The 24595-nt window shown below is 71.4% G+C and carries 19 protein-coding genes; 11 read left to right on the top strand and 8 right to left on the bottom strand.

Going from position 1 to position 24595, the window contains the following annotated elements; translation table 11 throughout:
- Positions 1-4: 4 nt before the first annotated feature.
- Both speB and OHT77_RS28600 read left to right on the top strand, forming a co-directional pair.
- Positions 5-973, top strand: a complete 969-nt coding sequence (speB, locus tag OHT77_RS28595) for an agmatinase (RefSeq protein WP_266768930.1) — start codon at positions 5-7, stop codon at positions 971-973.
- 102 nt (positions 974-1075) lie between these two features.
- Positions 1076-2761 carry a thiamine pyrophosphate-binding protein gene (locus tag OHT77_RS28600; protein WP_328831289.1) on the top strand — a complete coding sequence of 562 codons (1686 nt, stop codon included), beginning with the start codon at positions 1076-1078 and terminating at the stop codon, positions 2759-2761.
- Positions 2762-2830: 69 nt separating this feature from the next.
- Here the strand turns inward: OHT77_RS28600 and OHT77_RS28605 are convergent, their stop codons facing one another.
- The 3 genes from OHT77_RS28605 to OHT77_RS28615 all read right to left on the bottom strand — a co-directional run bounded on the left by OHT77_RS28605 (position 2831) and on the right by OHT77_RS28615 (position 7194).
- A complete protein-coding gene (locus tag OHT77_RS28605) occupies positions 2831-3613 on the bottom strand; it encodes a VOC family protein (RefSeq protein ID WP_328831290.1) in 783 nt (260 codons plus the stop codon).
- Positions 3614-3871: 258 nt separating this feature from the next.
- Positions 3872-4678 carry an endonuclease I family protein gene (locus tag OHT77_RS28610; protein WP_328831292.1) on the bottom strand — a complete coding sequence of 269 codons (807 nt, stop codon included), beginning with the start codon at positions 4676-4678 and terminating at the stop codon, positions 3872-3874.
- 221 nt (positions 4679-4899) lie between these two features.
- Positions 4900-7194: an ArnT family glycosyltransferase gene (locus tag OHT77_RS28615; protein WP_328831293.1), complete on the bottom strand. Its 2295-nt coding sequence runs from the start codon at positions 7192-7194 to the stop codon at positions 4900-4902.
- Positions 7195-7402: 208 nt separating this feature from the next.
- Between OHT77_RS28615 and OHT77_RS28620 the strand changes: the two genes are divergently transcribed.
- The 5 genes from OHT77_RS28620 (at position 7403) to OHT77_RS28640 (ending at position 15161) form a co-directional block, all read left to right on the top strand.
- Positions 7403-8191, top strand: a complete 789-nt coding sequence (locus OHT77_RS28620; RefSeq protein WP_266776419.1) for a serine hydrolase — start codon at positions 7403-7405, stop codon at positions 8189-8191.
- A 70-nt stretch (positions 8192-8261) separates the two neighbouring features.
- A complete protein-coding gene (locus OHT77_RS28625; RefSeq protein ID WP_328831294.1) occupies positions 8262-9341 on the top strand; it encodes an esterase-like activity of phytase family protein in 1080 nt (359 codons plus the stop codon).
- A gap of 108 nt (positions 9342-9449) precedes the next feature.
- A complete protein-coding gene (locus OHT77_RS28630; protein ID WP_328831295.1) occupies positions 9450-13178 on the top strand; it encodes an ABC transporter ATP-binding protein in 3729 nt (1242 codons plus the stop codon).
- Between the two features lie 72 nt (positions 13179-13250).
- Positions 13251-13640, top strand: coding sequence for a hypothetical protein (locus tag OHT77_RS28635; RefSeq protein WP_402035840.1), 390 nt, complete (start codon positions 13251-13253; stop codon positions 13638-13640).
- Positions 13641-13736: 96 nt separating this feature from the next.
- Positions 13737-15161: a S28 family serine protease gene (locus OHT77_RS28640; protein ID WP_328831296.1), complete on the top strand. Its 1425-nt coding sequence runs from the start codon at positions 13737-13739 to the stop codon at positions 15159-15161.
- A 40-nt stretch (positions 15162-15201) separates the two neighbouring features.
- On the opposite strand, the gene OHT77_RS28645 is transcribed toward OHT77_RS28640, so the two are convergent.
- Both OHT77_RS28645 and OHT77_RS28650 read right to left on the bottom strand, forming a co-directional pair.
- Complete coding sequence (locus tag OHT77_RS28645; protein WP_328831297.1) at positions 15202-15834, bottom strand: hypothetical protein; 633 nt, start codon at positions 15832-15834, stop codon at positions 15202-15204.
- A 110-nt stretch (positions 15835-15944) separates the two neighbouring features.
- Positions 15945-17729, bottom strand: a complete 1785-nt coding sequence (locus OHT77_RS28650) for a glycoside hydrolase family 3 protein (protein WP_328831298.1) — start codon at positions 17727-17729, stop codon at positions 15945-15947.
- A 420-nt stretch (positions 17730-18149) separates the two neighbouring features.
- Here OHT77_RS28650 and aroA point away from each other — a divergent pair, with 420 nt between their 5' ends.
- The gene (gene aroA / locus OHT77_RS28655; protein ID WP_328831299.1) at positions 18150-19409 is read left to right on the top strand and encodes a 3-phosphoshikimate 1-carboxyvinyltransferase; all 1260 of its coding nucleotides are present in this window, start codon (positions 18150-18152) and stop codon (positions 19407-19409) included.
- A 90-nt stretch (positions 19410-19499) separates the two neighbouring features.
- Positions 19500-20087, top strand: coding sequence for an RBBP9/YdeN family alpha/beta hydrolase (locus tag OHT77_RS28660; protein WP_328831300.1), 588 nt, complete (start codon positions 19500-19502; stop codon positions 20085-20087).
- Here OHT77_RS28660 and OHT77_RS28665 read toward each other — a convergent pair.
- From OHT77_RS28665 to OHT77_RS28675, 3 genes are all read right to left on the bottom strand, one after another.
- Entirely contained in the window at positions 20084-21328 is a 1245-nt protein-coding gene (locus tag OHT77_RS28665) for an MFS transporter (RefSeq protein WP_328831301.1), read from the bottom strand. The genes OHT77_RS28660 and OHT77_RS28665 overlap by 4 nt on opposite strands.
- Before the next feature lie 145 nt (positions 21329-21473).
- Positions 21474-22274: a sugar phosphate isomerase/epimerase family protein gene (locus OHT77_RS28670; protein WP_328831302.1), complete on the bottom strand. Its 801-nt coding sequence runs from the start codon at positions 22272-22274 to the stop codon at positions 21474-21476.
- Positions 22275-22301: 27 nt separating this feature from the next.
- Positions 22302-23237 carry a bifunctional helix-turn-helix transcriptional regulator/GNAT family N-acetyltransferase gene (locus OHT77_RS28675; protein WP_328831303.1) on the bottom strand — a complete coding sequence of 312 codons (936 nt, stop codon included), beginning with the start codon at positions 23235-23237 and terminating at the stop codon, positions 22302-22304.
- A gap of 111 nt (positions 23238-23348) precedes the next feature.
- On the opposite strand from OHT77_RS28675, the gene OHT77_RS28680 reads away from it, so the two are divergent.
- Positions 23349-23945 carry a GNAT family N-acetyltransferase gene (locus OHT77_RS28680; protein ID WP_328831304.1) on the top strand — a complete coding sequence of 199 codons (597 nt, stop codon included), beginning with the start codon at positions 23349-23351 and terminating at the stop codon, positions 23943-23945.
- Complete coding sequence (locus tag OHT77_RS28685; protein WP_328831306.1) at positions 23923-24591, top strand: Type 1 glutamine amidotransferase-like domain-containing protein; 669 nt, start codon at positions 23923-23925, stop codon at positions 24589-24591. Before OHT77_RS28680 ends, OHT77_RS28685 begins: the two co-directional genes overlap by 23 nt.
- Positions 24592-24595 lie beyond the last annotated feature (4 nt).

The raw sequence follows: 24595 nt of genomic DNA on the forward strand, positions 1-24595 counted from the left end.
CCCCATGACCAGCAACGAGACGCCCCGCGGCCCCGTCGACTCCTCGCGCTTCCCGCGGTTCGCCGGCCCCGCGACCTACGCCCGGCTGCCGCGCCTGGACGAGGTCGGCACCGCGGACGTCGCCGTGGTCGGGGTGCCCTTCGACGCCGGGGTCTCCTACCGGCCGGGCGCCCGCTTCGGCGGCAACGCGATCCGCGAGGCGTCCCGGCTGCTGCGTCCCTACAACCCGGCGCAGGACGCCTCCCCGTTCGCGCTGGCGCAGGTCGCGGACGCCGGGGACATCGCGGCGAACCCGTTCAACATCAACGAGGCCGTCGAGACCATCGAAGAGGCGGCGGACCAACTCCTCGACACCGGCGCGCGGTTGATGACCCTGGGCGGCGACCACACCATCGCGCTCCCGCTGCTGCGCTCGGTCGCGAAGAAGCACGGCCCGGTGGCCCTGCTGCACTTCGACGCCCATCTCGACACCTGGGACACGTACTTCGGGGCCGAGTACACCCACGGGACCCCGTTCCGCAGGGCCGTCGAGGAGGGCATCCTCGACACGGAGGCGCTCTCCCACGTCGGCATCCGCGGCCCGCTGTACGGCAAGCAGGACCTCAAGGACGACGAGAAGATGGGCTTCGGCATCGTCACGTCGGCGGACGTGTACCGCCGGGGCGCCGACGAGGTCGCCGACCAGCTGCGCCAGCGCATCGGCGACCGGCCCCTCTACATCTCCATCGACATCGACTGCCTCGACCCGGCCCACGCGCCCGGCACCGGCACGCCCGAGGCCGGCGGCCTGACCTCCCGCGAACTTCTGGAGATCCTGCGCGGCCTGGCATCCTGCAACCTGGTATCGGCGGACGTCGTCGAGGTGGCACCGGCGTACGACCACGCCGAGATCACGTCGGTGGCCGCGTCGCACACCGCGTACGACCTGATCACGATCATGTCCCGGCAGATCGCGGAGGCACGCAACGCGTAGGGCGGGAAGGGCGGTTGGCGCTGCGCGAACGACCGCCGGCCGCCGACCCGGTTCAGTGACTCGCCGACCCGTTTCGGCGACTCGTAGGGAGACAGAGAGCAAGTGACGCACGACCACGACCTGGAACTCCGCCCGACGGCCGCGCAGATCTCCGCCGCGCTGAACCCGCCCCCCGGGCGCAACGGCGGTGACCTGGTCGTGGAGACCCTGGCGGGCCTCGGCGCGACGACGGTCTTCGGCCTGCCCGGGCAGCACGCCCTCGGCATGTTCGACGCGCTGCGCCGCTCCGACCTGCGGTACATCGGCCTGCGGGTGGAGAACAACGCGGGGTTCGCGGCGGACGCGTACGGCCGCATCACCGGCGAGGCGGCCCCGCTGCTCCTGTCGACGGGCCCGGGCGCGCTGACGTCACTGGCCGCGCTCCAGGAGGCGCGGGCGGCCTCGGCCCCGGTGTTGGCGATCAGCAGCCAGATCCCGACCCCGGGTCTGGGCGGCGGACGCCACGGCTATCTCCACGAACTCCCGGACCAGTCCGCCTCGTTCAGGGGCGTGGTGAAGTCCGTCCACACGGTCCGCACCCAGTCGCAGATCCCGTCGGCGATCGCGGAGGCGTGGAAGTCGGCGCTCACGGCTCCGCACGGCCCGGTGTGGGTGGAGATCCCGCAGGACGTGCTGCTGGCCGAGACGTCGCTGCCGGTGGTGACGGCGGTGGACGCGACCCCGGAGGACCTGGTCCCGCGCCCCGAACTCACCGCCGTGGCAGCGGACTTGCTGTCGCGCGCAGCCCGCCCGGTGATCATCGCGGGCGGGGGAGTGATCCGCGCGGACGCGTCGAAGAAGCTGCGGCAACTGGCCGAGAGGCTCCAGGCCCCGGTGGTCACGACTCCCGGAGGCAAGGGCGCGTTCCCGTGGACGCACCCCCTGTCGCTCCAGTCGTGGCTGGAGGACCGCCATACGACGGACTTCCTGGAGGACGCGGACGTAGTACTGGTGGTCGGCTCGGGTCTGGGCGAACTCTCCTCGAACTACCACACGTTCAAGCCGCGCGGCCGTGTCGTCCAGATCGAGGCGGACCTCGGCAAACTGGAGTCGAACCACCCGGCGTTGGGAATCCACGCGGACGCGTGGCACGGACTCCAGGCACTCCTGGAGACGGTGACGGAACGGACGGACCCGACGGCGGAGACCCGGGTGGCCGAACTGCTGGTCCGCGTCCGGGAACGCATCGCCGCCCAGGAACTGACCCTGGAACAGAGCGTGTTGGCGTCGGTGAGGAAGGCCCTCCCGCCCAACTCCCCCTCCTTCTGGGACATGACGATCCTCGCCTACTGGGCCTGGTCGGCCTTCGACGCGAAGGGCCCCAACCACCTCCACTCCGCGCAGGGCGCCGGCGGCCTCGGCTACGGCTTCCCGGCGGCACTGGGCGCGGCGGCGGCCGACCCGACCCGTCCGGTGCTGGCGGTGTCCGGGGACGGCGGCGCCCTGTACTCCATCGCGGAGCTGGCCACGGCCAAGCAGTACGACCTGAACGTCACCTGGCTCATCGTCGACGACGGCGGCTACGGCATCCTCCGCGAGTACATGACGGACGCGTTCGGCGAGGCCACGGCGACGGAACTGACCCGGCCGGACTACGTGGCGCTGGCGGAGTCGTTCGGGGTGCGGGGGCTGCGGACCTCACCGGAGGCGCTGGAGGAGGACCTCGCGAAGTCCCTTGCGACGCCTGGGCCTTCGGTGGTCGTGCTCCCGGCTGTGTTGCGGATGTTCGCGGCCACGCACGTGGGGTGACGGGTACCGCCCCGCGGACGTGTGACGCTCCGGCGCCGAGCGCCACACGTCCGCGTCGCGCACCCGCTCTCACATCCGCGGATCCGGCGTCAGCAGTGCGAACACCGCTCCGAACGGGTCCCCGAGCCACGCCATGCGGCCGACCTCCGGTACGTCCGTCGCCGGCATGAGGACGGAGCCGCCGTTGGACTGGGCCGTCGCGACCGTGGCGTCCGTGTCCGTCGCGTGGAAGTACGGTACCCAGCGCGGGAGTTCGCCCTCGCCGTCGTTCAGGGGCGCTGCTCCGCCGAAGGACGCGTCCTGCTGGTCGCCCTCGCTGGTGCTCAGTACCCGGTATGTCATGCCGGGCGCCGGCATGTCCTGGGTGCGCCAGCCGAACAGGCCCTGGTAGAAGGCGATGTCCGCCTCCGGGTCGGGGGCGTGCAGCTCCGCCCAGAGCAGGGTGTTGGGGGCGGAGGTGAGTTCCAGGCCCGCGGTCCTGCCGGGCTGCCACAGCGCGAACTGGGCGCCCTGCGGGTCGGTGGCCTGGGCCAGCATGCCCTCGCCCATGACGTCCATGGGCTCCATGCGGACGGTCCCGCCGCCTGCCGTGACCGCCTGGACGGTGGCCGTGATGTCGTCGGTCCTGAAGTGGATCATCCAGGCCGATTTGGCCCCTTCCTCGGTGAGCGGGCCGAGGGCGGCGACGGTCTTCCCGTCCACCTGGAAGAAGCCGTAGCCGCCGGTGTCGGGACCGGCCGAGACGAACTGCCAGCCGAGGACGGCGCCGTAGAACGCGGCGGCGGCGTCGGTGTCGGGGCTGCCGAGGTCGAGCCAGTTGGGCGATCCGGTGACGAAGTCGGTGCCGAGCATGAAGTCCTCCTGGACGGGGGTGGGCCGGGACGGGAGCCACGATGCCGTCCCGCCCGCCGCCGCCGTCCGTGCACGAGCACCGACAGGCCCCCGGTTTCCACCGAACGGCCGAACGCTCGCCGGTGCCGGTGCCGCGCGCTGACGGACTTCCCGCCATGGACGGACACGGGGTGGGAGACGGCCGCCGCGTCGGGGGCAAGCGCAGGAGCGACTGAACTCCCCCTGAAGCAGAGGGAGTTCAGGCCGGGCAGTCGCTTCCTACCAGATCGCCTCGACCCACTCCGGGTGGTCGATGAACGGGTTGCGGTTGTGCTGGTAGGTGTCGTAGATGACCTGGTTGCGCTTCTCCTCGAAGGCGCTGGGCGGGTCCGCCGCGCTCCAGGCCTTGAGGACGGAGAGCTTGCCCATGTAGGGGTTGCTGCCGTTGTTGACCTTCTCGTTGGGCTCCAGGTCGGCGAAGCCGTCGCCGCCGTCGTAGCGCACGGCCATGTAGAGGATCATGCGGGCCACGTCGCCCCGGTCCGCCGCGCGCGGTGCGAAGGAGTCGGAGTCGACGGTGCTGCCGCCGCCGTTGGTGACCGCGCTGCCGCCGTTGTCGAAGTCCAGGTTGCCGCGGATGCTGTTGACCTGGACGTCCGCGGGACGCAGGTGGTGCAGATCGGTGCCGGGACCGGTCACCTCGCCGAAGTCGCCGTGGGACTTGGCCCAGGTGTGCTCGCGGTTCCAGTCGCCGACGTCGCCGCCGTTGAGGGACTTGGCGCGGGAGACACCGCTGTACAGCAGGATCACGTTGTTGCTGTTGTTCGGGTCCTGGTCGGTGGCCATGAGCGCGTTCCAGACCGCCGCGTACGAGATCTTCGTGACGTTGGTGCTGATGATCGTGTGCAGCGAGGACTTCAGGGCCGTGCCCGTCTTGCCGACCGCGTTCTTGTAGTACGTCGAGTCGTACGCGGTCGTCGTGGCCGACGCCGGGGTCGCGGTCAGGGTCGGCGCGGCGAAGCCGACCAGGACGGCGGCGGTCGTCAGCGCCACCGATTTCCAGCGGTGGATCCGTGTCCCAAGCATAAAGAGTGTCCCATCTACGCGGGTTGAATGGGGCGGCAAACGGGAGCGTGACATGTTCATGCGGTCCAGTAAATAAACGGGACGTGTCGATCCGGTGACCTGAAGCGACAATCTGCCCTGTGTCTACGCGAGTTGACAGCGCGACAACGTGGGGTGGCACACCGGAACTGCCCCCGGCCTTGTGGTCGGGGGCAGTCGGCCGTTCGGCTACGTCGGTGCCGTCACTTCACGTCCGACGGGTCCAGCCGGTAGATCGTCGACGTGGTGGTCGTGGTGGAGGACGACGAGCCCGTCGAGCCCGAACTCCCCTCCGTGGAGGCGCTCTTGTCGTACGCGCTCTCCTTCACGGCCGTCGCGTTCTTCTTCACCCACGCGGTGATCTCGGTGTTCAGGGCGCTGTTGCCGCCCATCCCGCCGCCGCCGAGCTGGATGTAGTGCAGCTCGCCCTTCTTCACCAGTTCCTTGAGCTTGGCGAGGGTCATCGCCTTGTCGGAGCCGGTGAAGCCCCACATGGAGATGACGGGCTTGTGGGTGCTGAGGATCAGCTGGCCCGCGCTCTGCGAATTGGAGACCGCGAGCAGCCACTTGGCGCCGTCCTGGTGCTTCTCCAGGTACGAGACGAGCGCGCTGGACGTGGTGCCGCCCATGCCGCCACCGCCGCCGAAGCCGCCGCGCGTACCGCCGGTGCCGCCCGGGGCCGTACCGTTCTCGCCGCCCGTGCCGCCAGGAGCCGTACCGCCACCGGGCAACTCCCCGCCGGTACCGCCCTGTTGGCCGCCCTGCGGCACCTCGCCGGTACCGCCGCCGCCCGGGGTCATCCCGCCGGGAGCCTCGCCGCCGCCCGGCATCTCGCCGCTCGCCCGGCCGCTGCCGGTGCCGCCGCCCGTGCCGGTGCCGCCCGGAGCCGTACCGCCGCCGGGGCCGCCCTCGCCGCCGCGCATCCCGCCGCCGAAGCCGCCACGGCCGCCGCCCCCACCGGGGCCGCCCATGCCGCCGCCGGTCGACGGACCCGCCGTCGGGTTCGTACCGCCCATGCCGCCGCCCGTACCGCTGGACGCGGCCGGGGTCACGGCGTACGCCGTCGGACCGGCGAGCGCCGCGATGACCGCCGCCGCGACGGACGCCGTCAGGAGGCGGGTCCGGTTGCCGGAGCGGAAGACGAACAGGCCCACGATCGCGAGGACCATCAGCACGCCGATCGTCGGCCACAGCCAGGTGTTCCAGCCGGAGGCCCGGCGCAGCACCACGATCGCCCAGATCCCGGTGACCGCGAGGCCGGCCGGGAGGACCCACGACCAGCGGGCGTCACCGCCGCGGAAGGCGCGCCACAGCATGACGCCGCCGCCACCGCACAGGGCCGCGATGCCCGGGGCGAGCGCGGTCGTGTAATACGGGTGCATCGTGCCCTGGGCCATGCTGAAGGTGACGTAGTGCAGCAGGGTCCAGCCGCCCCACAGGACCAGCGCGGCGCGCGTCGGGTCGGTGCGCGGGGCGCGGCCGACCAGGACCAGGCCGGCGATCAGGGCGATGGCCGAGAAGGGGAGCAGCCAGGAGATCTGGCCGCCGAGGACGTCGTTGAACATACGGCCGATGCCCGCGGTGCCGGCGAACGTGCCGCCGCCACCCCCGCCCCCGCCGCCGTTGCCCTCGCCGCCGAACACGCGGCCGAAGCCGTCGTAGCCCATGATCAGGTCCCAGGCGGTGCCGTCCGTCGAGCCGCCGATGTACGGGCGGTCCGCGGCCGGGACGAGGGAGACGACCGTGGCCCACCAGAAGCTGGAGACCGCCAACGCGACCGTGGCCAGGGCGAGTTGGACGACCTTCTGCTTCCAGCCGAGCTTCGACGCGAAGAGGTACACGGCGAAGACGGCGGGCAGGGCGATGTAGCCCTGGAGGAGCTTGGTGTTGAACGCGAAGCCGAAGCAGACCGCGGAGCCGAGCAGCGGCAGCAGCCGCTCGGTGCGCACGGCGCGCAGGCCGAGGGCGGCGCCCGCCACCATCAGCAGGACGAGGATCGTGTCGGGGTTGTTGTCACGGTTGATGGCGACCGTGATGGGGGTGAGGGCGAGGACCAGCGCCGCGATCGCCGCGGCCGCATGGCCGAAGTACCGCTTCACGGAGGTGTGCAGGATCCAGATCGTGCCGAGCGCGGCGGCGACCTCCGGCAGCATCATCTGCCAGGTGCCGAAGCCGAGGATCCGGCACGACAGGCCCATCACCATCAGGGAGAAGGGCGGCTTGTCGACCGTGAGGAAGTTGCCGGCGTCCAGCGAGCCGAAGAACCAGGCCTTCCAGTTCTGCGTGCCGCTGTAGATCGCGCTGCTGTAGAAGCTGTTCAGGCCGGAGCCGGAGAGGTTCCAGGAGTACAGCACGGCCGCCAGGACCATGATCGCGACCAGGACGGGCAGCGACCAGCGGGGCGCCTTCTCGGGCGGCGCGTCGGCGGGTGGCGCCGGCGGCGGCCAGTCGGCGGACGCGGGTTCGGTGGGGGGGTGCGGATCGGTGGCAGATGTCACCCACGCATCGTGCGAAAGCAGGGTGGGAGGGTGCTGTGCCGTACCTGGCCGCTGCCTGTGAATTCGCACAGGGCGGGGTAATACGTCGCACAACCGTTCTCCAACCCGTACAACCTTTCATGCCTTCCTGTGAGTCAACTCGTGCATGACTCAGTCTTATTGGACATCCCGCCGGGCCAGAGTGCTGGCCGTCGGCGTGGGCGCCGGGATGCTCATACCCGTCCTGGCCACCGCGACGCCCGCCGCCGCGGCCACCCCGACGGTCAGCTGTACGTCCGCGAAGGCGGGGCTGGCCGCCAAGTTGAAGAAGGACATCACCGCCGCGCTCGCGACCCGTAAGGGAACCGTCGCGGTCGGCCTCTACGACCGGACCACCAAGACCACCTGCACCCTGCGGGCGACGAGCGCCTACGACTCGGCCAGCACCGTCAAGGTCACCGTCCTCGCCACGCTGCTGTGGGACGCGAAGAAGCACAACCGCCTGCTGACGTCCCGCGAGACGACGCTCACCAAGGCCATGATCACCAAGTCGGACAACGACGCGACCTCCACCCTGTGGAAGCAGCTCGGCATGACGAAGATCAAGGGCTTCCTGTCCGCGGCCGGCATGACCCAGACCAAGCCCGGCGCGAACAACTACTGGGGCCTGACCCAGGAGACCGTGACCGACGAGCAGAAGCTGCTCAAGCTGGTCACCGCCAAGAACTCGGTGCTGAGCGACAACTCCCGCGCGTACATCCTGAAGTTGATGAACCAGGTCATCTCGTCGCAGCGCTGGGGCACCCCGTCCGGCGCCCCCTCGAAGGTCACCGTGCACGTCAAGAACGGCTGGCTGCAGCGCTCGACGCACGGCTGGCGCGTCCACAGCCTGGGCACCTTCAGCGGCGGCGGCCACGACTACATGATGTCCGTGCTCACCCAGGACAACAGCACGATGAGCTACGGCATCACCACGATCCAGGGTGTCGCGAAGGCGATCCACAAGGACCTGGCCTAGGGCTCGTTCCGGGGAAGCGCTTCACTGCGCGGTCTCCCGCGCGTCACCCGTCCGACCTACGGTGACGCCCATGCGCCTGAGAACCGTACTCGCGACCGCGACCGCCGGCCTGGCGGCGGCCACCTGCCTCACCGCCGCCGGGCCCGCGACCGCCGTCAGCACCGGGACCACCAACTCCCGTACCAGCAACGCCTGTTCGTCGTCCGTCTCGATCGACCGCTTCTCCGACGCGCTCGACAAGACGACCTACGACGGCACCTTCGTCGGCAACTTCTCCGCGCTCGCGCTGGACAGGGACGGCTCGCTGGCCGCCCTGGAGGACCGCTCCTCGCTGTTCGACCTGAACGCGAAGACGCTCCAGCCGAAGCGGGTCGTCCACCTCGCCGACGAGAACGGCGCCGACCTCGACTCCGAGGGCCTGGTCGTCGACCGCGACGGCACCCGGCTGATCACCTCCGAGACCGAACCGTCGATCCGCCGCTACTCCCGTGACGGCAAGATCCTCGACCGCCTCCCGGTCCCCTCCTCGCTGCTGGTCGCCCCGGCCGGGCGGGCCTCCTCGAACCTCACCTTCGAGGGCCTGACCCTGCTGCCCGGCGGCCGCACGCTCCTCGCGTCGATGGAGGCCCCGATCGCCGGGGACACCTCGGGCGCCGTCCGCTTCCAGACCTGGACCCGGACCAAGGGCGACCACTTCAGGCTCGCCGCGCAGTACGCGTACAAGCCCGACGCCTCCTTCCTCGGCGTCCCCGAGGTGCAGGCCCTGCCCGACGGCCGGCTCCTCGTCCTGGAGCGCGGCTTCACCAGCGGCGTCGGCAACACGGTCCGCCTCTACCTGGCCGACCCGCGCCACGCCACGGACACCAGCGGCATCGACCACCTCACCGGCCGGCCCGGGGTCCGCCTGATCAAGAAGACCCTGCTCGCCGACATCGCCGACTGCCCGTCCCTCGGCGCGACCGCGAAGCAGCCCCAGCCGAACCCCCTCCTCGACAACATCGAGGGCATGGTGATCACGGGCAGGGAGAAGGGCGCCTACAAGGTGCTCCTGGTCAGCGACGACAACCAGAACGCCGTACAGACGACCCGCTTCTACTACCTCCGGGTCCGCACAACGCCCGCTTTCCGGTCTTCAGAGGCGCGGGGCTGAAAACGCACCCCCCGCGAAGCGCAATGTTGCGGAGGGATGAAATCCGCTTCAATCCGCGTTGGTGCCTTCCGTAAGACCAGCAGATCAGGGGCGAACGGAAGGCACCGCGTGGCAGCGAAACAGGGGGAGACACAAGGCTGGGCCCGAAGGCTCGCCGGATACGCGTGGCGCTACCCCAAGGACGTCGTCCTCGCCCTGGGCGCCTCCCTCGCGGGCATGGCGGTCATGGCCCTCGTCCCCCTGGTCACCAAGGTGATCATCGACGACGTGATCACCGGCCACACCCGCTCCATGGCCCCCTGGGCCGGCGCCCTGATCGTCGCCGCGCTCCTCGTCTACGTCTCCGCCTACGTCCGCCGCTACTACGGCGGACGCCTCGCCCTGGACGTCCAGCACGACCTCCGCACCGAGATGTACGGGACGATCACCCGCCTCGACGGCCGCCGTCAGGACGAGCTGTCCACCGGCCAGGTCGTCGGCCGCGCCACCAGCGACCTCCAGCTGATCCAGGGCCTGCTCTTCATGCTCCCGATGACCATCGGGAACGTCCTCCTGTTCGTGCTCTCGCTGGCGATCATGGCCTGGCTGTCCATCCCGCTGACCCTGATCGCCCTGGCCGTCGCCCCGGCCCTCGGCTTCATCGCCAAGCGCAGCCGCAGCAAGCTGCACCCCTCCACCTGGTACGCGCAGGCCCAGGCCGCCGCCGTCGCGGGAGTCGTCGACGGGGCCGTCAGCGGCGTACGCGTGGTGAAGGGCTTCGGCCAGGAGGACCAGGAGACCGGAAAGCTCCGCGAGGTCGGCCGCCGCCTCTACGCGGGCCGCCTCCGCACGATCCGGCAGAACGCCCGCTACACCCCCGCCCTCCAGGCCGTCCCCGCCCTCGGCCAGGTCGCGATGCTCGCGCTCGGCGGCTGGCTCGCGGTGCGCGGGCACATCACGCTCGGCACGTTCGTCGCCTTCTCCACCTACCTCGCCCAGCTCGTCGGCCCGGTCCGCATGCTCGCCGTGGTCCTCACCGTCGGCCAGCAGGCCCGCGCCGGCACCGAACGCGTCCTCGAACTGATCGACACCGAGCCGTCGATGACCGACGGCACCAAGGAACTCCCCGCCGACGCCCCGGCCACGGTCGAGTTCGACGACGTGTCCTTCGGCTACGACCACGAGCGCCCGGTCCTCAACGGCCTCAGCTTCGAGATCCGCCCCGGCGAGACCCTCGCCGTCGTCGGCTCCTCCGGCTCCGGCAAGTCCACGGTCTCGCTCCTCCTCCCGCGCTTCTACGACGTCACCCACGGCGCCGTCCTCATCGGCGGCCACGACGTCCGCGAGCTCACCCTCGACTCCCTGCGCGCCGCGATCGGCCTGGTCCCCGAGGACTCCTTCCTCTTCTCCGACACGGTCCGCAACAACATCGCCTACGGCCGCCCCGACGCGACCGAGGACGAGATCCTCACCGCCGCCCGCGCCGCCCAGGCCGACCGGTTCATCCAGGAACTCCCCGCGGGCTACGACACGGCGGTCGGCGAGCAGGGCCTCACCCTCTCCGGCGGCCAGCGCCAGCGCGTCGCCCTCGCCCGCGCGATCCTCACCGACCCGCGCCTGCTGGTCCTGGACGACGCGACCTCGGCGGTGGACGCCCGCGTCGAACACGAGATCCACGAGGCGTTGAAGCAGGTCATGGAGGGCCGCACCACCCTGCTGATCGCGCACCGCCGCTCCACCCTCAACCTCGCCGACCGCATCGCCGTCCTCGACGGTGGCCGCCTCGCCGACATCGGCACGCACGACGAACTCCAGCAGCGCTCGGCGCTCTACCGCCGCCTCCTCACCGACCCCGACGAACTCGGCGGCGTCTCGCCCGGCCACGCCCAGGCGGCCGCACCGGCCGAGGACACCTCCGTACGCGACGAGCTGGACGCTGAGTTCGACGCCGAGCGCGGGGTCACGCCCCGGCTGTGGACGGGGGACCGCGAGCCCAAGGACACCGCGCTGTCCGGGATGCCCGCGACGCCCGAACTCCTCGCGCAGGTCGACGCGTTGCCCCCGGCGACCGACGTCCCGGACATCGACGAGGCGCGCGCGGTGCGGGCCGAGGACTCGTACGGGCTGCGCCGGCTGCTGCGCGGGTTCGGTGCCCCGCTGCTGATCAGCCTCGGCCTGGTCGCCGTGGACGCGGGCATGAGCCTGCTCCTGCCGATCATGATCCGGCACGGCATCGACCAGGGCGTCAGCAAGATGGCGATCGGCGCGGTCTGGTCGGCGTCGCTTCTGGCGCTGCTGGGCGTGGTTGTGCAGTGGGCGGCCCAGCGCGGCGAGACCCGCATGACGGGCCGTACCGGCGAACGGGTCCTCTACACGCTCCGCCTGAAGATCTTCGCCCAGCTCCAGCGCCTCGGACTCGACTACTACGAGCGGGAGTTGACCGGCCGGATCATGACGAGGATGACGACGGACGTCGACGCCCTCTCGTCCTTCCTCCAGACCGGCCTGGTCACGGCGTTCGTCTCGGTCGTCACCTTCTTCGGCATCATGGTCGCCCTGCTGGTCATCGACATCCAGCTCGCCCTGGTCGTGTTCGCGACCCTGCCGCCGCTGATCATCGCGACCTTCTTCTTCCGCCGGGCGAGCGTGAAGGCGTACGAACTCGCCCGTGAGCGCGTGTCGTTGGTCAACGCCGACCTCCAGGAGTCGGTGTCGGGGCTGCGGATCGTGCAGGCGTTCCGGCGCGAGCAGGACGGCAGCCGGCGCTTCGCCGAGCGCAGCAGCAGCTACCGCGCGGCCCGCACCCGGGGCCAGCGGCTGATCTCGATCTACTTCCCCTTCGTCCAGCTGCTGTCGTCGGTGGCGGCGGCCTCCGTGCTGATCGCGGGCGCGGGCAGGGTGGACGACGCGACCCTCACGACCGGCGCGCTGGTCGCCTACCTCCTCTACATCGACCTGTTCTTCGCCCCGGTCCAGCAGCTCTCCCAGGTCTTCGACGGCTACCAGCAGGCCACCGTCTCCCTCGGCCGCATCCAGGAGCTGCTCCAGGAACCGACGTCCACCCGGGCCGCCGACGAACCCCTCGAAGTCCTCTCCCTGCGGGGCGACATCGCCTTCGAGGACGTGCACTTCGCGTACGGCGACGACGAAGAGGCCATCGGGGGCGTGCGGTTGAGCATCCCGGCCGGCCAGACGGTCGCCTTCGTCGGCGAGACCGGCGCGGGCAAGTCGACGCTCGTGAAACTGGTCGCCCGCTTCTACGACCCGACCGGCGGCCGGGTCACCGTCGACGGCACCGACCTGCGCGCCCTGGACATCACGTCGTACCGCCACCACCTCGGGGTCGTCCCCCAGGAGGCGTACCTCTTCCAGGGCACCGTCCGCGACGCGATCGCCTACGGCCGCCCCGACGCCACCGACGCCGAGGTGGAGGCCGCGTCCCGCGCGGTCGGCGCCCACGAGATGATCGCGACGCTCGAGGGCGGCTACCTCCACGAGGTCGCCGAGCGCGGCCGCAACCTCTCGGCGGGCCAGCGCCAGCTGATCGCCCTGGCCCGGGCGGAACTCGTCGACCCCGACATCCTCCTCCTCGACGAGGCCACGGCGGCCCTGGACCTGGCCACGGAAGCCCAGGTCAACCAGGCCACCGACCGCCTCGCGGGCCGCCGTACCACCCTCGTCGTCGCCCACCGCCTGACGACCGCGGCCCGCGCGGACCGGGTCGTGGTGATGGACCACGGCCGGGTCGTCGAGGACGGCACCCACGACGAGCTGCTCGCGCTCGACGGGTACTACGCCGAACTGTGGCGCACCTTCGTCGGGGCACCCGAGACGGAGGAGCCGGTCGCGGCCGGCTGAGCCCCGCGCAACCATGCGACGTACGTCTTGCGTCCGTACATCAGTACGCTGTCCGGCTGCTGTGCGGGAGGGATGACTGTGGACATGGGTGCGCTACGACGGCGGGTGGCGCTCGGCACGGCCGTGCTCACCACGTCCGGACTGCTCGCGCTCGCCGCCCCCGGCACCGCCCAGGCGGCGGTGATCTGCCCCGGGCACGAGGTGGAGACGCTGCCCTTCTCCACCGGCACCGTCCATGTCTTCCGCCGGGGGGACTACGTCTGCGCCTACACCGTCCCGAAGAAGGCCGGCGCCAGGCGCACGATGTCGGTCAGCGTGCAGGCGCGCGGCAACCGCCCGGTCGTCGACCGCGGCCGGTACACGCGCCGGGCCGGACCCGTCACCGTGCACGCCGGCCACCGGTGCGTCCTGGTGAAGGGCTCGGTCGGCGGCGGCTCGGTCAGCTCCGGCTGGATGTGCTGAACCGCAGGCCGGCGCCCCGGCCGCACAACCTCCTCTGGTGTGACGGGAGTTGCTCCGCTAGCTTCCCGTTCACAACTGCCTCACAGGGGAGTATGCATGCGCAAGGCGCTCAGATGGCTGCTCGCGCTCACCGTGCTCATAGGCACGCTGAGCACGGCCGGAGCGGCCACCGCCGCCCAGGCCGGCCGAACCGCCCACGTCACGGACATCAAGGACCAGTTGCTGGCGATACCCGGCATGAGCCTGGTCGAGGAGAAGCCGTACACCGGCTACCGCTACTTCGTCCTGAACTACACCCAGCCGGTCGACCACCGGCACCCCTCCAAGGGCACGTTCCAGCAGCGGATCACCGTGCTGCACAAGGACGTCTCGCGCCCGACGGTCTTCTACACCGGCGGCTACAACGTCTCCACGACACCCAGCCGCAGCGAACCGACCCGCATCGCGGACGCCAACCAAGTCTCCCTGGAATACCGCTACTTCACCCCGTCCCGCCCCGAGCCGGCCGACTGGTCCAAGCTCGACATCTGGCAGGCGGCCAGCGACCAGCACCGCGTCTTCAAGGCCCTCAAGCCGATCTACACCAAGAACTGGATCGCCACCGGCGGCTCCAAGGGCGGCATGACGGCCACCTACTTCGAGCGGTTCTACCCGCGTGACATGGACGGTGTCGTCGCCTACGTCGCCCCCAACGACGTGGTGAACGACGAGGACTCGGCCTACGACCGCTTCTTCACCAAGGTCGGCACCAAGGAGTGCCGCGACCGCCTGGACGCCGTACAGCGCGAGGCGCTGGTGCGCAGGGGCCCGCTGGAGAAGAAGTACGCGGCGTACGCGGCCGACAACGGCTACACCTTCACCACCGTCGGCAGCCTCGACAAGGCGTTCGAGGCCGTCGTCCTCGACTACGTCTGGGGCTTCTGGCAGTACAGCCTGCTCTCCGACTGCGACACCGTCCCGGCGAACGCGGCGACCGCCACCGACGACGAGATCTGGACCTCGGTCGACACGATCTCCGGCTTCTCCTTCTACACCGACCAGGGCCTGGCCCCGTACACCCCGTACTACTACCAGGCGGGCACCCAACTCGGCGCCCCCACCATCCACTTCCCGTACATCGAGAAGAAGTACCTCCGCTACGGCTACCAGCCGCCCCGCAACTTCGTCCCCCGCTCCATCCCGATGAGGTTCCGGCCGGGCGCGATGCGGGACGTGGACAGCTGGGTCCGCCACCATGCCGACCACATGCTCTTCGTCTACGGCCAGAACGACCCGTGGGGCGCCGAGCGCTTCGCCGTCGGCAAGGGCGCGAAGGACTCCTACGTCTTCACCGCGCCCGGCCTCAACCACGGCGCGAACGTCGCCGGCCTGAGCGCCGACCAGAAGGCGCTGGCCACCGCCCGCATCCTGGCCTGGGCCGGCGTCCCGGCCCCCACCACCGCACAGGCGAAGCCCCTCGCGCCGTACGACGCGAAGCTCGACCGGCAGGACGTGCAGCGCGAACCGACGCTCCGGCCGTAACCAACACCCCTGCTGCGCCCGGCCATTGACGGTCAGCCGACTACACCGGCCGGGCGCAGCCCACGGGTCGCCCGCCGCCGAGCTGGACGTACAGGGCGGTCGACGCGGGGCAACTCGCGCGCCGGGGCACGGCTTCGACCACCCTGTACTGCGGCTTCTTCGTGCCCGAGCCGTCGCACGCCGTCTCCCGGACCTGCCCGCTGCCCGAGCCGTAGACGCAGTCGCCGACGATCGTGCGGGGCCCGCCCCCGCCGCCCGGGTCGCCGGGGTGCGGCGGCTCCAGGTTCCGCATGCAGGCGTAGCCCTTGGGGATGACCCCGTCGCCGCCCGCGCCCGAGGGGCCCTGGGCGCTGATGTGCAGCACGAAGTCGGTGGTCGCCGGGCAGAGGGGACCGCCGCTCACCTCGCCGTCGTGGCGGGCGACGACCCGCGCGGCGGCCCGCTCGCTGGTGCACGGCACCTCGGTGAAACTCGTCGTGCCGAAGGAGCTGCACTCGTCGACGGCCAGGAACTCCGCGCCGTAGGCGGAGGGTTGGGTGACCACGGGCGCGGCGGAGGTCTTCGGGTCGAGCCGGCTGTCCCCGGCGTCGGAGCCGTGCGCGGACGTACAGCCGCTCACCAGGGCGGCGAGCAGGACCGCGCACCCCACCCCCACGCACCATCTCTCACGCATCGATCCCCCCGGCTGCCCCGCCCAGCGTGACCCGCGACAGCGGGCGCACGCCAGACGTGCGGGGGGCTTTGGGCCGCTTGCCGGGGGTGGGGCGGGTGGGGAACGTACCCCTAGTACGACAGCCCGTGCCCCACGGGATACAGCACCTGCGCCGGATCGTCCGCGCGCTGCACCGCCACCGGGAGCTTCCCGCGCGGCCGGACCCGGCCCGCGATCACCCGTGCCGCCGCCCGGAGTTCGACGTCGGTCCAGGAGTAGGACGCCAAGTAGGCGGACACTGAGGGCAGTTGGGCGACATCGTAGGGGTTGCGGACGGCGACGGCCACGACCGGCCGCCCGGTGGCGACGAGTTGCTCGACGAGCGTCCGCTGCGAACTGCCCGCCGTGACGTTGTACGTCGCCACCACCACCGCATCCGCCTCGCGCGCCGCGGCGACGGCCGCCGAGACGGTCGCGGCGGAGGGATCGGTACCGGTCGACCGGGCGGTCGCCGTGAACCCCAGCTCGCCGAGGGCCGCCGCGAGCACACCGGTGGGGGGACCCGTGGTACCGGAGGGGGAGGCCGGATCGGCGCCGACCACCAGGACCTTCCCGTGCGTACGACGGGACAGCGGCAGCAGCCCCTCCTCGTTGACCAGCAGGGTGGTGGTCCGCTCGGCGATGCGGTCGGCGGCGGCGAGATGGGACCGGGTCCCGACCGTGCGGCTCACGCCCGCCCGGCTGACGTAGGCGTCCTTGAACAGGCCCAGCCTGGCCTTCAGCCGCAGCACCCGCAGGATCGACTCGTCGAGCCGCGCCTCCGTCAACTCCCCGCCCTGCACCGCCTTCAGGACCGCGTTCCAGGCCACGTCAAGGGACGGCGGGTTGAGGAGCTGGTCCACCCCGGCCTTGAGGGCGAGCACCGGCACCCTGTCGTCCCCGTACTTCTGCCGTACCCCCTCCATGCCCAGCGAGTCGGTGATCACGACGCCGTCGTAGCCGAGTTCGCCGCGCAGGATGCCGGTGAGGATCGGGTGGGAGAGGGTGGCCGGGTCGCCGGAGTCGTCGAGCGCCGGGACCATGATGTGGGCGGTCATGATCGAGTCGATGCCCGCCTTCACGGCCGCCCGGAAGGGCACGGCGTCGAGCGCCTCCCACACCTCGCGGCTGTGCGTGATGACGGGGAACCCGAAGTGGCTGTCCACGGCGGTGTCCCCGTGCCCCGGGAAGTGCTTGGCGGTAGCGGCGACTTGGCTGCTCTGGTACCCCTTCACCTCGGCGGCGACGAGGCCGGCCACCGCGTCCGGGTCGGCGCCGAAGGACCGCACGCCGATGACCGGGTTGGCCGGGTTGACGTTCACGTCGGCGTCGGGGGAGTAGTCCTGGTTGACGCCCATCGCGCGCAGCTCGGCCCCGGAGATCCGGCCCAGGGTGCGGGCGTCGTCGCGGGAGCCGCCGGCGCCGATCGCCATCGCGCCCGGGAAGAGGGTCGCGGGGGCGCCGATACGGCAGACGATGCCGTGTTCCTGGTCGGTGGCGACCAGCACGGGCAGCCCTCGGGGTTGGCTCAGGGACGCCTTCTGGATGCCGTTCGAGAGGTCGGCGATCTGGTGCGGGTCGCGGGTGTTGTGCGCCCAGGTGAAGTAGATGATGCCGCCGACGCGGTACTTGGCGATCAGCTCGGCGGCCGTGCGGACGCCGATCTCGCTCAGGTTGGCGTCGATGTCGGCCTGGTCGGGGGCGGTGGCGGAGTGGCCGTAGACCCGCATCACGAACAGCTGGCCGACCTTCTCGGGCAGCGTCATGCGGGAGATCAGCGAGCGGAGTCGCGTGTCGTCGGCGTGGGCGGTGCCGCCGATCGCGAGGGACGCGGTGACGCCCATGGTCGCGGCGAGAACGGTACGTCTGGAGGGCACGTGCGCTCCTTCCGGAGGTGATCCGTTGAAGGAAACTTCCAAGATTTCACGAATATCCGGGAAGTTTCCGCCAGTCAAGGGAGCGCGCAGCAAATCGGCCGAGGGGCCGCCATCGGCGCAGTTGGAGGGGGGCGCGCCGATGACGGCTTGCTGTCGGCCGCGGTACGGAGGAGAGGGTTGGTCAGCGTTCGCAGCCAGCAGCGAGGCCGACGCCGTACCGCGGAGACTCGTCCGGCAGCATGCGTCTTGGACGAAGCGGAAGCGGTCCGGGTTCCCCGGTTCGCCCCGATTCCCGGAAGTTGGTGAACCCGTGCACAACGGGACGGATGCGGTCACGCACAGGAACGGGCGGGCGAACGGCGGCGGTCCATCCCGTGGACGTCCCGGCGGGGCGGACGGCCGCCGCCCGATCATGAGGGCATGCCCGTAGTCGACATCCCCGGTTCCAAGTCCATCACCGCCCGCGCGCTGTTCCTGGCCGCGGCCGCCGACGGGGTGACCACCCTCCGGCGCCCGCTCCGCTCGGACGACACCGAGGGTTTCGCCGAGGGCCTGACCCGGCTCGGCTACCGCGTGGGCCGGACCCCGGACGCCTGGCAGATCGACGGCCGCCCGGACGGCCCGGCGGTCGCCGAGGCGGACGTGTACTGCCGGGACGGCGCGACGACCGCCCGCTTCCTGCCCACCCTCGCGGCGGCCGGCCACGGCAGCTTCCGCTTCGACGCGTCCCCGCAGATGCAGCGCCGCCCGCTCCTTCCGCTGACCCAGGCGCTGCGCGACCTGGGCGTCGACCTGCGGCACGAGGAGGCCGAGGGCCACCACCCGTTGCGCATCGAGGCGGCGGGCGTGGAGGGCGGCGAGGTGGTGCTCGACGCCGGCCAGTCCTCCCAGTACCTGACCGCCCTGCTCCTGCTCGGCCCCCTGACCAGGAAAGGTCTCCGTGTCAGGGTCACCGACCTGGTCTCCGCGCCGTACGTCGAGATCACGATCGCGATGATGCGGGAGTTCGGGGCGGAGGTCCGCACGGAGGGCTCCGTCTACGTCGTCCCTCCAGGGGGCTACCGGGCCACCACCTACGGGATCGAACCGGACGCGTCCACCGCGAGCTACTTCTTCGCGGCGGCGGCGCTGACGGGCGGCGAGGTCACGGTTCCGGGCCTCGGCACGGGCGCGCTCCAGGGCGACCTGGGCTTCGTCGACATCCTGCGGCGGATGGGCGCCGAGGTGGAGACGGACGCGCGGGGCACCCGGGTGCGGGGGACGGGCCAACTGCGCGGCCTCACCGTCAACATGCGGGACATCTCGGACACCATGCCGACGCTGGCGGCGATCGCCCCCTTCGCCTCCGGGCCGGTGCGTATCGAGGACGTCGGGAACACGCGGGTGAAGGAGTGCGACCGGTTGGAGGCCTGTGCGGAGAACCTCCGGCGGTTGGGGGTGGGGGTGGAGACGGGGCCCGACTGGATCGAGATCCGGCCGGGGACGGGAACTGAGGCTGGGGCTTCGGGTCTCGCGGGCACGGAGATCAAGTCCTACGGCGACCACCGCATCGTCATGTCCTTCGCGGTCGCCGGGCTGCGGGCGCCGGGGATGTCGTTCGACGACCCGGGGTGTGTGCGGAAGACGTTCCCGGGGTTCCATGAGGCGTTCGAGGCGCTGCGGGGGCAGTTGCCGGGATGAGGGGGCGGGGCGAACAGGGGTGCGTGGGCGAACAGGGTTGCGCACGCGCCCAGTTGGACCGATCGGCCGGTGATCGGAAACCATCGCCTCATGAACTCCTACCTCATCCTGCACGGTTGGCAGAACCACCGCCCGAAGGACCACTGGCAGCACTGGCTGGCCGACCGCCTCGGCGACCTCGGCCACCACGTCGTCTACCCCCAGCTGCCCGACCCCGACGCCCCCGACCTGGACGTATGGCTGGGTGAACTCGCCCGCTGTCTCGACGAGTTGAACAACAGCGGGGCCACCGAACGGGTCGTCCTCGGGCACAGCGCGTCGGCGCTGCTCTGGCTGCACGCGGTGGCCCGCGGGCAGGTGCGGGGCGACGAGGCGGACCGGGTGCTACTGGTCGGACCGCCCTCGCGTGCCGTGGTCGCCCAGTATCCCGAGGTCGCCGGATTTGCTCCGCCCGCCGCCGACTTCACCCTCCCCGGAGACGTCCGCCTCGTCGCCGGCGACGACGACCCGCACTGCCCGGAGAACGCCCGCGTCGCTTATGGAGACCCGTTCGCCCTGCCCACCGAACTCATCCCGGGGGCAGGGCACTTGGACCTGGTCGCCGGGTACGGGTCCTGGCCGGCCGTGCTGGACTGGTGCCTGGACGGGTCGACGCGGTTGGTGGCTCGGCCGGCTTAGGGCGGGTGTTGTCGGCCGCTCCGCAGCTCGGGCGTGGCCGCCCCCACGCCCAGCACCGCCAGAACGCACAGCACCCCGCCGCTGACCAGGGCCGTCGCGCCGGAGGTCCAGCCGGCGACCAGGCCGCCGCGGAGGTTGCCGAGGTTGGGGCCCGCCTGGCCGACGATCTGTTCGGCGGCGGAGACGCGGCCCAGGAGGGCGTCCGGGGTGTGGGTCTGGACGATCGTGCTGCGGGAGATCACGGACAGGGAGTCCGCGGCACCGGCCAGCGCGAGGCAGGCCAGGCCCGCCCACGGGTTCGTCATCAGGCCGAACACCGCCAGCGCCACGCCCCACGTACCCGCACCGAGGAGCATCACGGGCCCGGGTCGGCCCAGCCGGGTCACCGCGCCGGAGAACACGGACGCCGCGATCCCGCCGACCGAGATCGCCGACAGGAACAGGCCCAGGGTGCGCGGATCACCCCCGAAGCGCTCGGAGTTGACCAGCGGGAACAGACTCATCGGCATGGCGAGGACGGTCGCGGCGAGGTCGATGAGCAGCGCGCCGCGCACCACCTGGTGGCCGGCCACGAAACGCAGCCCGTCCAGAACCCCGTGCAGTCCGCCCCGCGACGGCTCGCCCTCGGGCGGCAGCGCGGGCAGGCCGAAGGCGCCGTAGAAACCGAGGACGAAGGTGAGGGCGTCGACCAGGTAGCAGGCGCCGATGCCCGCCCAGCCGATCAGCAGGCCGCCGAGTGCGGGGCCGATGAGCATCATGGTCGTGAAGGACACCCTGTTGAGCGCCAGGCCCGCCGCCACCTGCTCCTTCGGCAGCAGCCGGGGTATGAACACACCCGACGCCGGACCGCCCACCGCGCCGAAGCACGACTGCGCGGCGACCAGCGCGAGCACGCCGAGCACCGGCACGTGACCGGTGAACCCCTGCACGGCGAGGAGCAGCGAACAGACCGCCTGCGCAACGGTGTTGAAGAGAAAGATGCGCCGCCGGTCACCCCGGTCCACCCACGACCCGGCGAACACCCCCACGACCACCGTCGGCACCGCGTTCGCCAGCCCGACCGCACCCGTCCAGACCGTGCTGTGGGTCATCTCCCAGACCTGGTACATGACGGTCACCAGGGTCATGAACCCGCCGAGCACCGACACCGTCCGCCCGACCAGCAACCGCCGAAACACCGGCGAAGCCCGCAACGGCCGAACATCGATCAACGTCCGCCCGAGCCCGAGACCAGGACTCATGAGGACACGGGCAGGGCAGCGCGCGGAGCGGCGGGTTGTCGGGGCACCGGGGGACCCTATAGGGAGGCTTCGGAACCGGGCGAACTGTTTTTCTACGGCCGCCCGGCAGGTCTTCTACGACCGCGCCCGCCGACTTTGTACGGAGTCACGCCGAGTCGTTGAGCAGGCGTGCCAGGTGATCGTGGCCCGCGCTCAGGAGTCCGGGCAGGGGTGCCGCTGTCTCGTACCAGCGCTTCTCGTACTCCCAGCACAGCCAGCCGTCCCAGCCGTGGCGGGACAGTACCTCGACGCATTCGGCGAGTGGCAGGGCGCCCGCGCCGAGCGGCAGGGGGGTGGTGTCATCGGCCGAGGCGATGTCCTTGACCTGGACGTAGCCGAGGTAGGGGCCGAGTGCGGCGACCGTCTCCGAGGGCTGTTCGCCGCCGAGCCAGGTGTGCATCACGTCCCACAGGGCGCCGACCTGCCGATGGCCGACGGGACCGAGGATGCGCAGGGCGTCCGCGCCGGTGCGGTGTGAGTCGTGGGTCTCCAGGAGTACGCGTACGCCCAGGTCGGCGCCCCACTCCGCGGCCGTGCCGAGCCGTCGCGCGGCCGTGGCGTCGGCCTCCTCGACGGGCTGGTCGGGGCCGGCGCCGGGGAAGACGCGGATGAAGGGTGCGCCCAAGTCCCGTGCCAGTTCGAGCAGTTCACGGATCTCGGCGAGTACGGCGTCGTCGTCACCCGGCGCGGCCACGCGTGCGTACCCGGCGAGGCCCGGGACTTCGATCCCGGCGGACTTGAACTCGGCGACCACGTCGGCCCGTTGGGCGGCGTCGATACCCGGGTGCACGGGCTCCTCGGGATGCGCGCGCAGTTCGACGCCGTGGTAACCGTGGGTGACGGCGAGGTCCAGGACGTCGGTCACGGGGAGGCCGGGGACACCGAGGGTGGAGAACGCGAGCTTCATGCCACGGACCCTACTCGTCACCGCTCACTACTGCCGCTGGTGCAGGTCGAGCCGCCAGTCCTGGCCGACGAGATCCTTGCCGAAGGAGCGGTGCGGCTTCTCGGCGGAGAGGACGAATCCGTGCCGCTGGTAGATACGGCGGGCGGCACCCAGGATGTCGTTGGTCCACAGCACGAGGTCGCGATAGCCGACCCCGCGCGCGAACTCGACGACCGCGCCCACCAGTTGGTCCCCGATCCGCAACCCCCGCGCGTCCGGCTCGACGAGCAGCAGCCGCAGCCGTGCGGTCCCCGGGGCGTCGTCCCGCACGCACATCACGCACCCCACCGCCCGCCCGTCCAGCTCGGCGATCCACACCCGCTCCAGATGCGGATCGTGGTCCTCGGCGAAATCGGCGACGATCCGCGCCACGAGCCCTTCGTAGTCGGCGTTGAAGTCGTACTCGGCGGCGTACAGCGCCGCGTTCCGCTGCACGATCCAGCCCAGGTCACCGGGCCCCGGCTCCCGCAGCACGACGTCCTCGGGCCGCGGCCGCCCCCGGTCCGACCCCGACAGCAGGGTCCGCACGGTACGGAGCGCCTCGGCGAGCCGCGGCCGGTCGGCGTCCGGCACGGTCGCGAGCAGGGCGCCGACGGACTCGTCCGCCCGCTCGGCCAGGAGGTCGGCGGTCTCCCGCCCGCGCACGGTGAGCGTGACCTGCCGCCGCCGCGGATCCCGCTGCGAGGGCGCCCGCTCGATCAGCCCGTCCTGCTCGAACCGGTTCAGGATCCGGCTCAAGTACCCGGCGTCCAGCGAGAGTTCGCCGCGGAGGTCGGCGGCGTCCGTACGCGGGGAGTGCGCGAGTTCGTACAGCACGCGGGACTCGGTGAGGGTGAACGGGGCGTAGAGGTGGCGGCTGTAGTCGAGGGCGCCGATGACGTTTGTGTAGAAGCGGTTGAAGGCGCGGATGTCCTGGACGGTCATGATCGATCCCCGGTGCTCGCTCAGGGTAGTTGACTCAGTCAGAGGTCTGGTGGTTCCGACGGTAGTACCAGGGCGGCGGAATTGCCATGGGCCTGCGATAGGTTGCCCGCCATGACCGGACTCGGCCCCCTCGCCTGGCCTCCCGCCCCGATACGCACCGACCGCCTCGTGCTCCGTGAGTCGGAGCCCCGCGACCGCGCCGCCTTCATCGAGCTGCACACATCGCCGCAGGTGGGCACGTACGTCGGCGGCCCGCGCCCCCGCGACGAGCTGGAGCGCACGATGTCCGAGACACCCGGCCGCCGCCCCGGCGTCTTCGTCGTCGAGCACGACGGAGCGATGATCGGCACCGTCGAGCTGAACCGGCGCGGATCGGAGTACCGCAGCCAGGTGCGCCCGGACGCGGGGGAGCCCGAACTCGGCTACCTGTTCCTGCCGGAGGCCTGGGGACACGGCTACGCCGCCGAGGCGTGCGGGGCGGTGCTGGCCTGGTTCGCCGCCGCGCTGCCCGGCAGCCCGGTCGTCCTCTGCACCCAGACCGCCAACACCCGCTCGATGCGCCTCGCCGCGAAACTGGGCTTCACCGAGGTGGGACGGTACGAGGCATGGGGCGCCGAGCAGTGGCTCGGCGAGTGGTGCGTCAGGGTTCGTTGCGCGGGCCCGGCGGCCGTGCTTGGCTCGCCCGATGAACCTTCTGCTGACGGCTAGCGGCCTGCGCAACGACACCCTGCGGGACGCCCTGCGGGACATGCTGGGAAAGCCGTTCAGGTCGGCGAACGTCGTGTACGTCCCGACGGCATCCGTCGCCGAACCCGGTGACCACGGATGGTTCGTCGCGGACCTGAACCGGCTGCACGGCCTCGGCTGGCGCGAGTTCGACGTCCTCGAACTGAACGGCCTGCCACGGCAGTTGGTGCTGGACCGGCTGCTCAACGCCGACGTCGTCTACGTCGAGGGCGGCAACCACTACCACCTCGCCCGCAGCATCACCGGCAACGGCCTGGCCGACGGCTTCCTCGAAGCACTGCAGGACCGGATCTACGTGGGCGTCAGCGCCGGATCCATGATCTTCAGCCGTCATCTCACCGGCCACTCCGCCGACGTCATCGGGGACACCGCCGACCTCCACGTGCTCGACGCGACGACCGTGGAGCCCCCGTTCGGCCTCTTCGACTGGTACCTCAAGCCGCACCTGTACTCCCCGGACTTCCCCGAACGGGACGACGCCTGGGCCGACCGCATCGTCGAGCGCGCGGACTTCCCGATCTACTTCATCGATGACGACACGGCCATCCGGGTCAGGGACGGCAAGGTGGACGTCCTCTCCGAGGGCCGGTGGCGCTTCCACCCGTGAGGCG

The organism is Streptomyces sp. NBC_00252 (genome assembly GCF_036187565.1).
GTDB lineage: Bacteria > Actinomycetota > Actinomycetes > Streptomycetales > Streptomycetaceae > Streptomyces.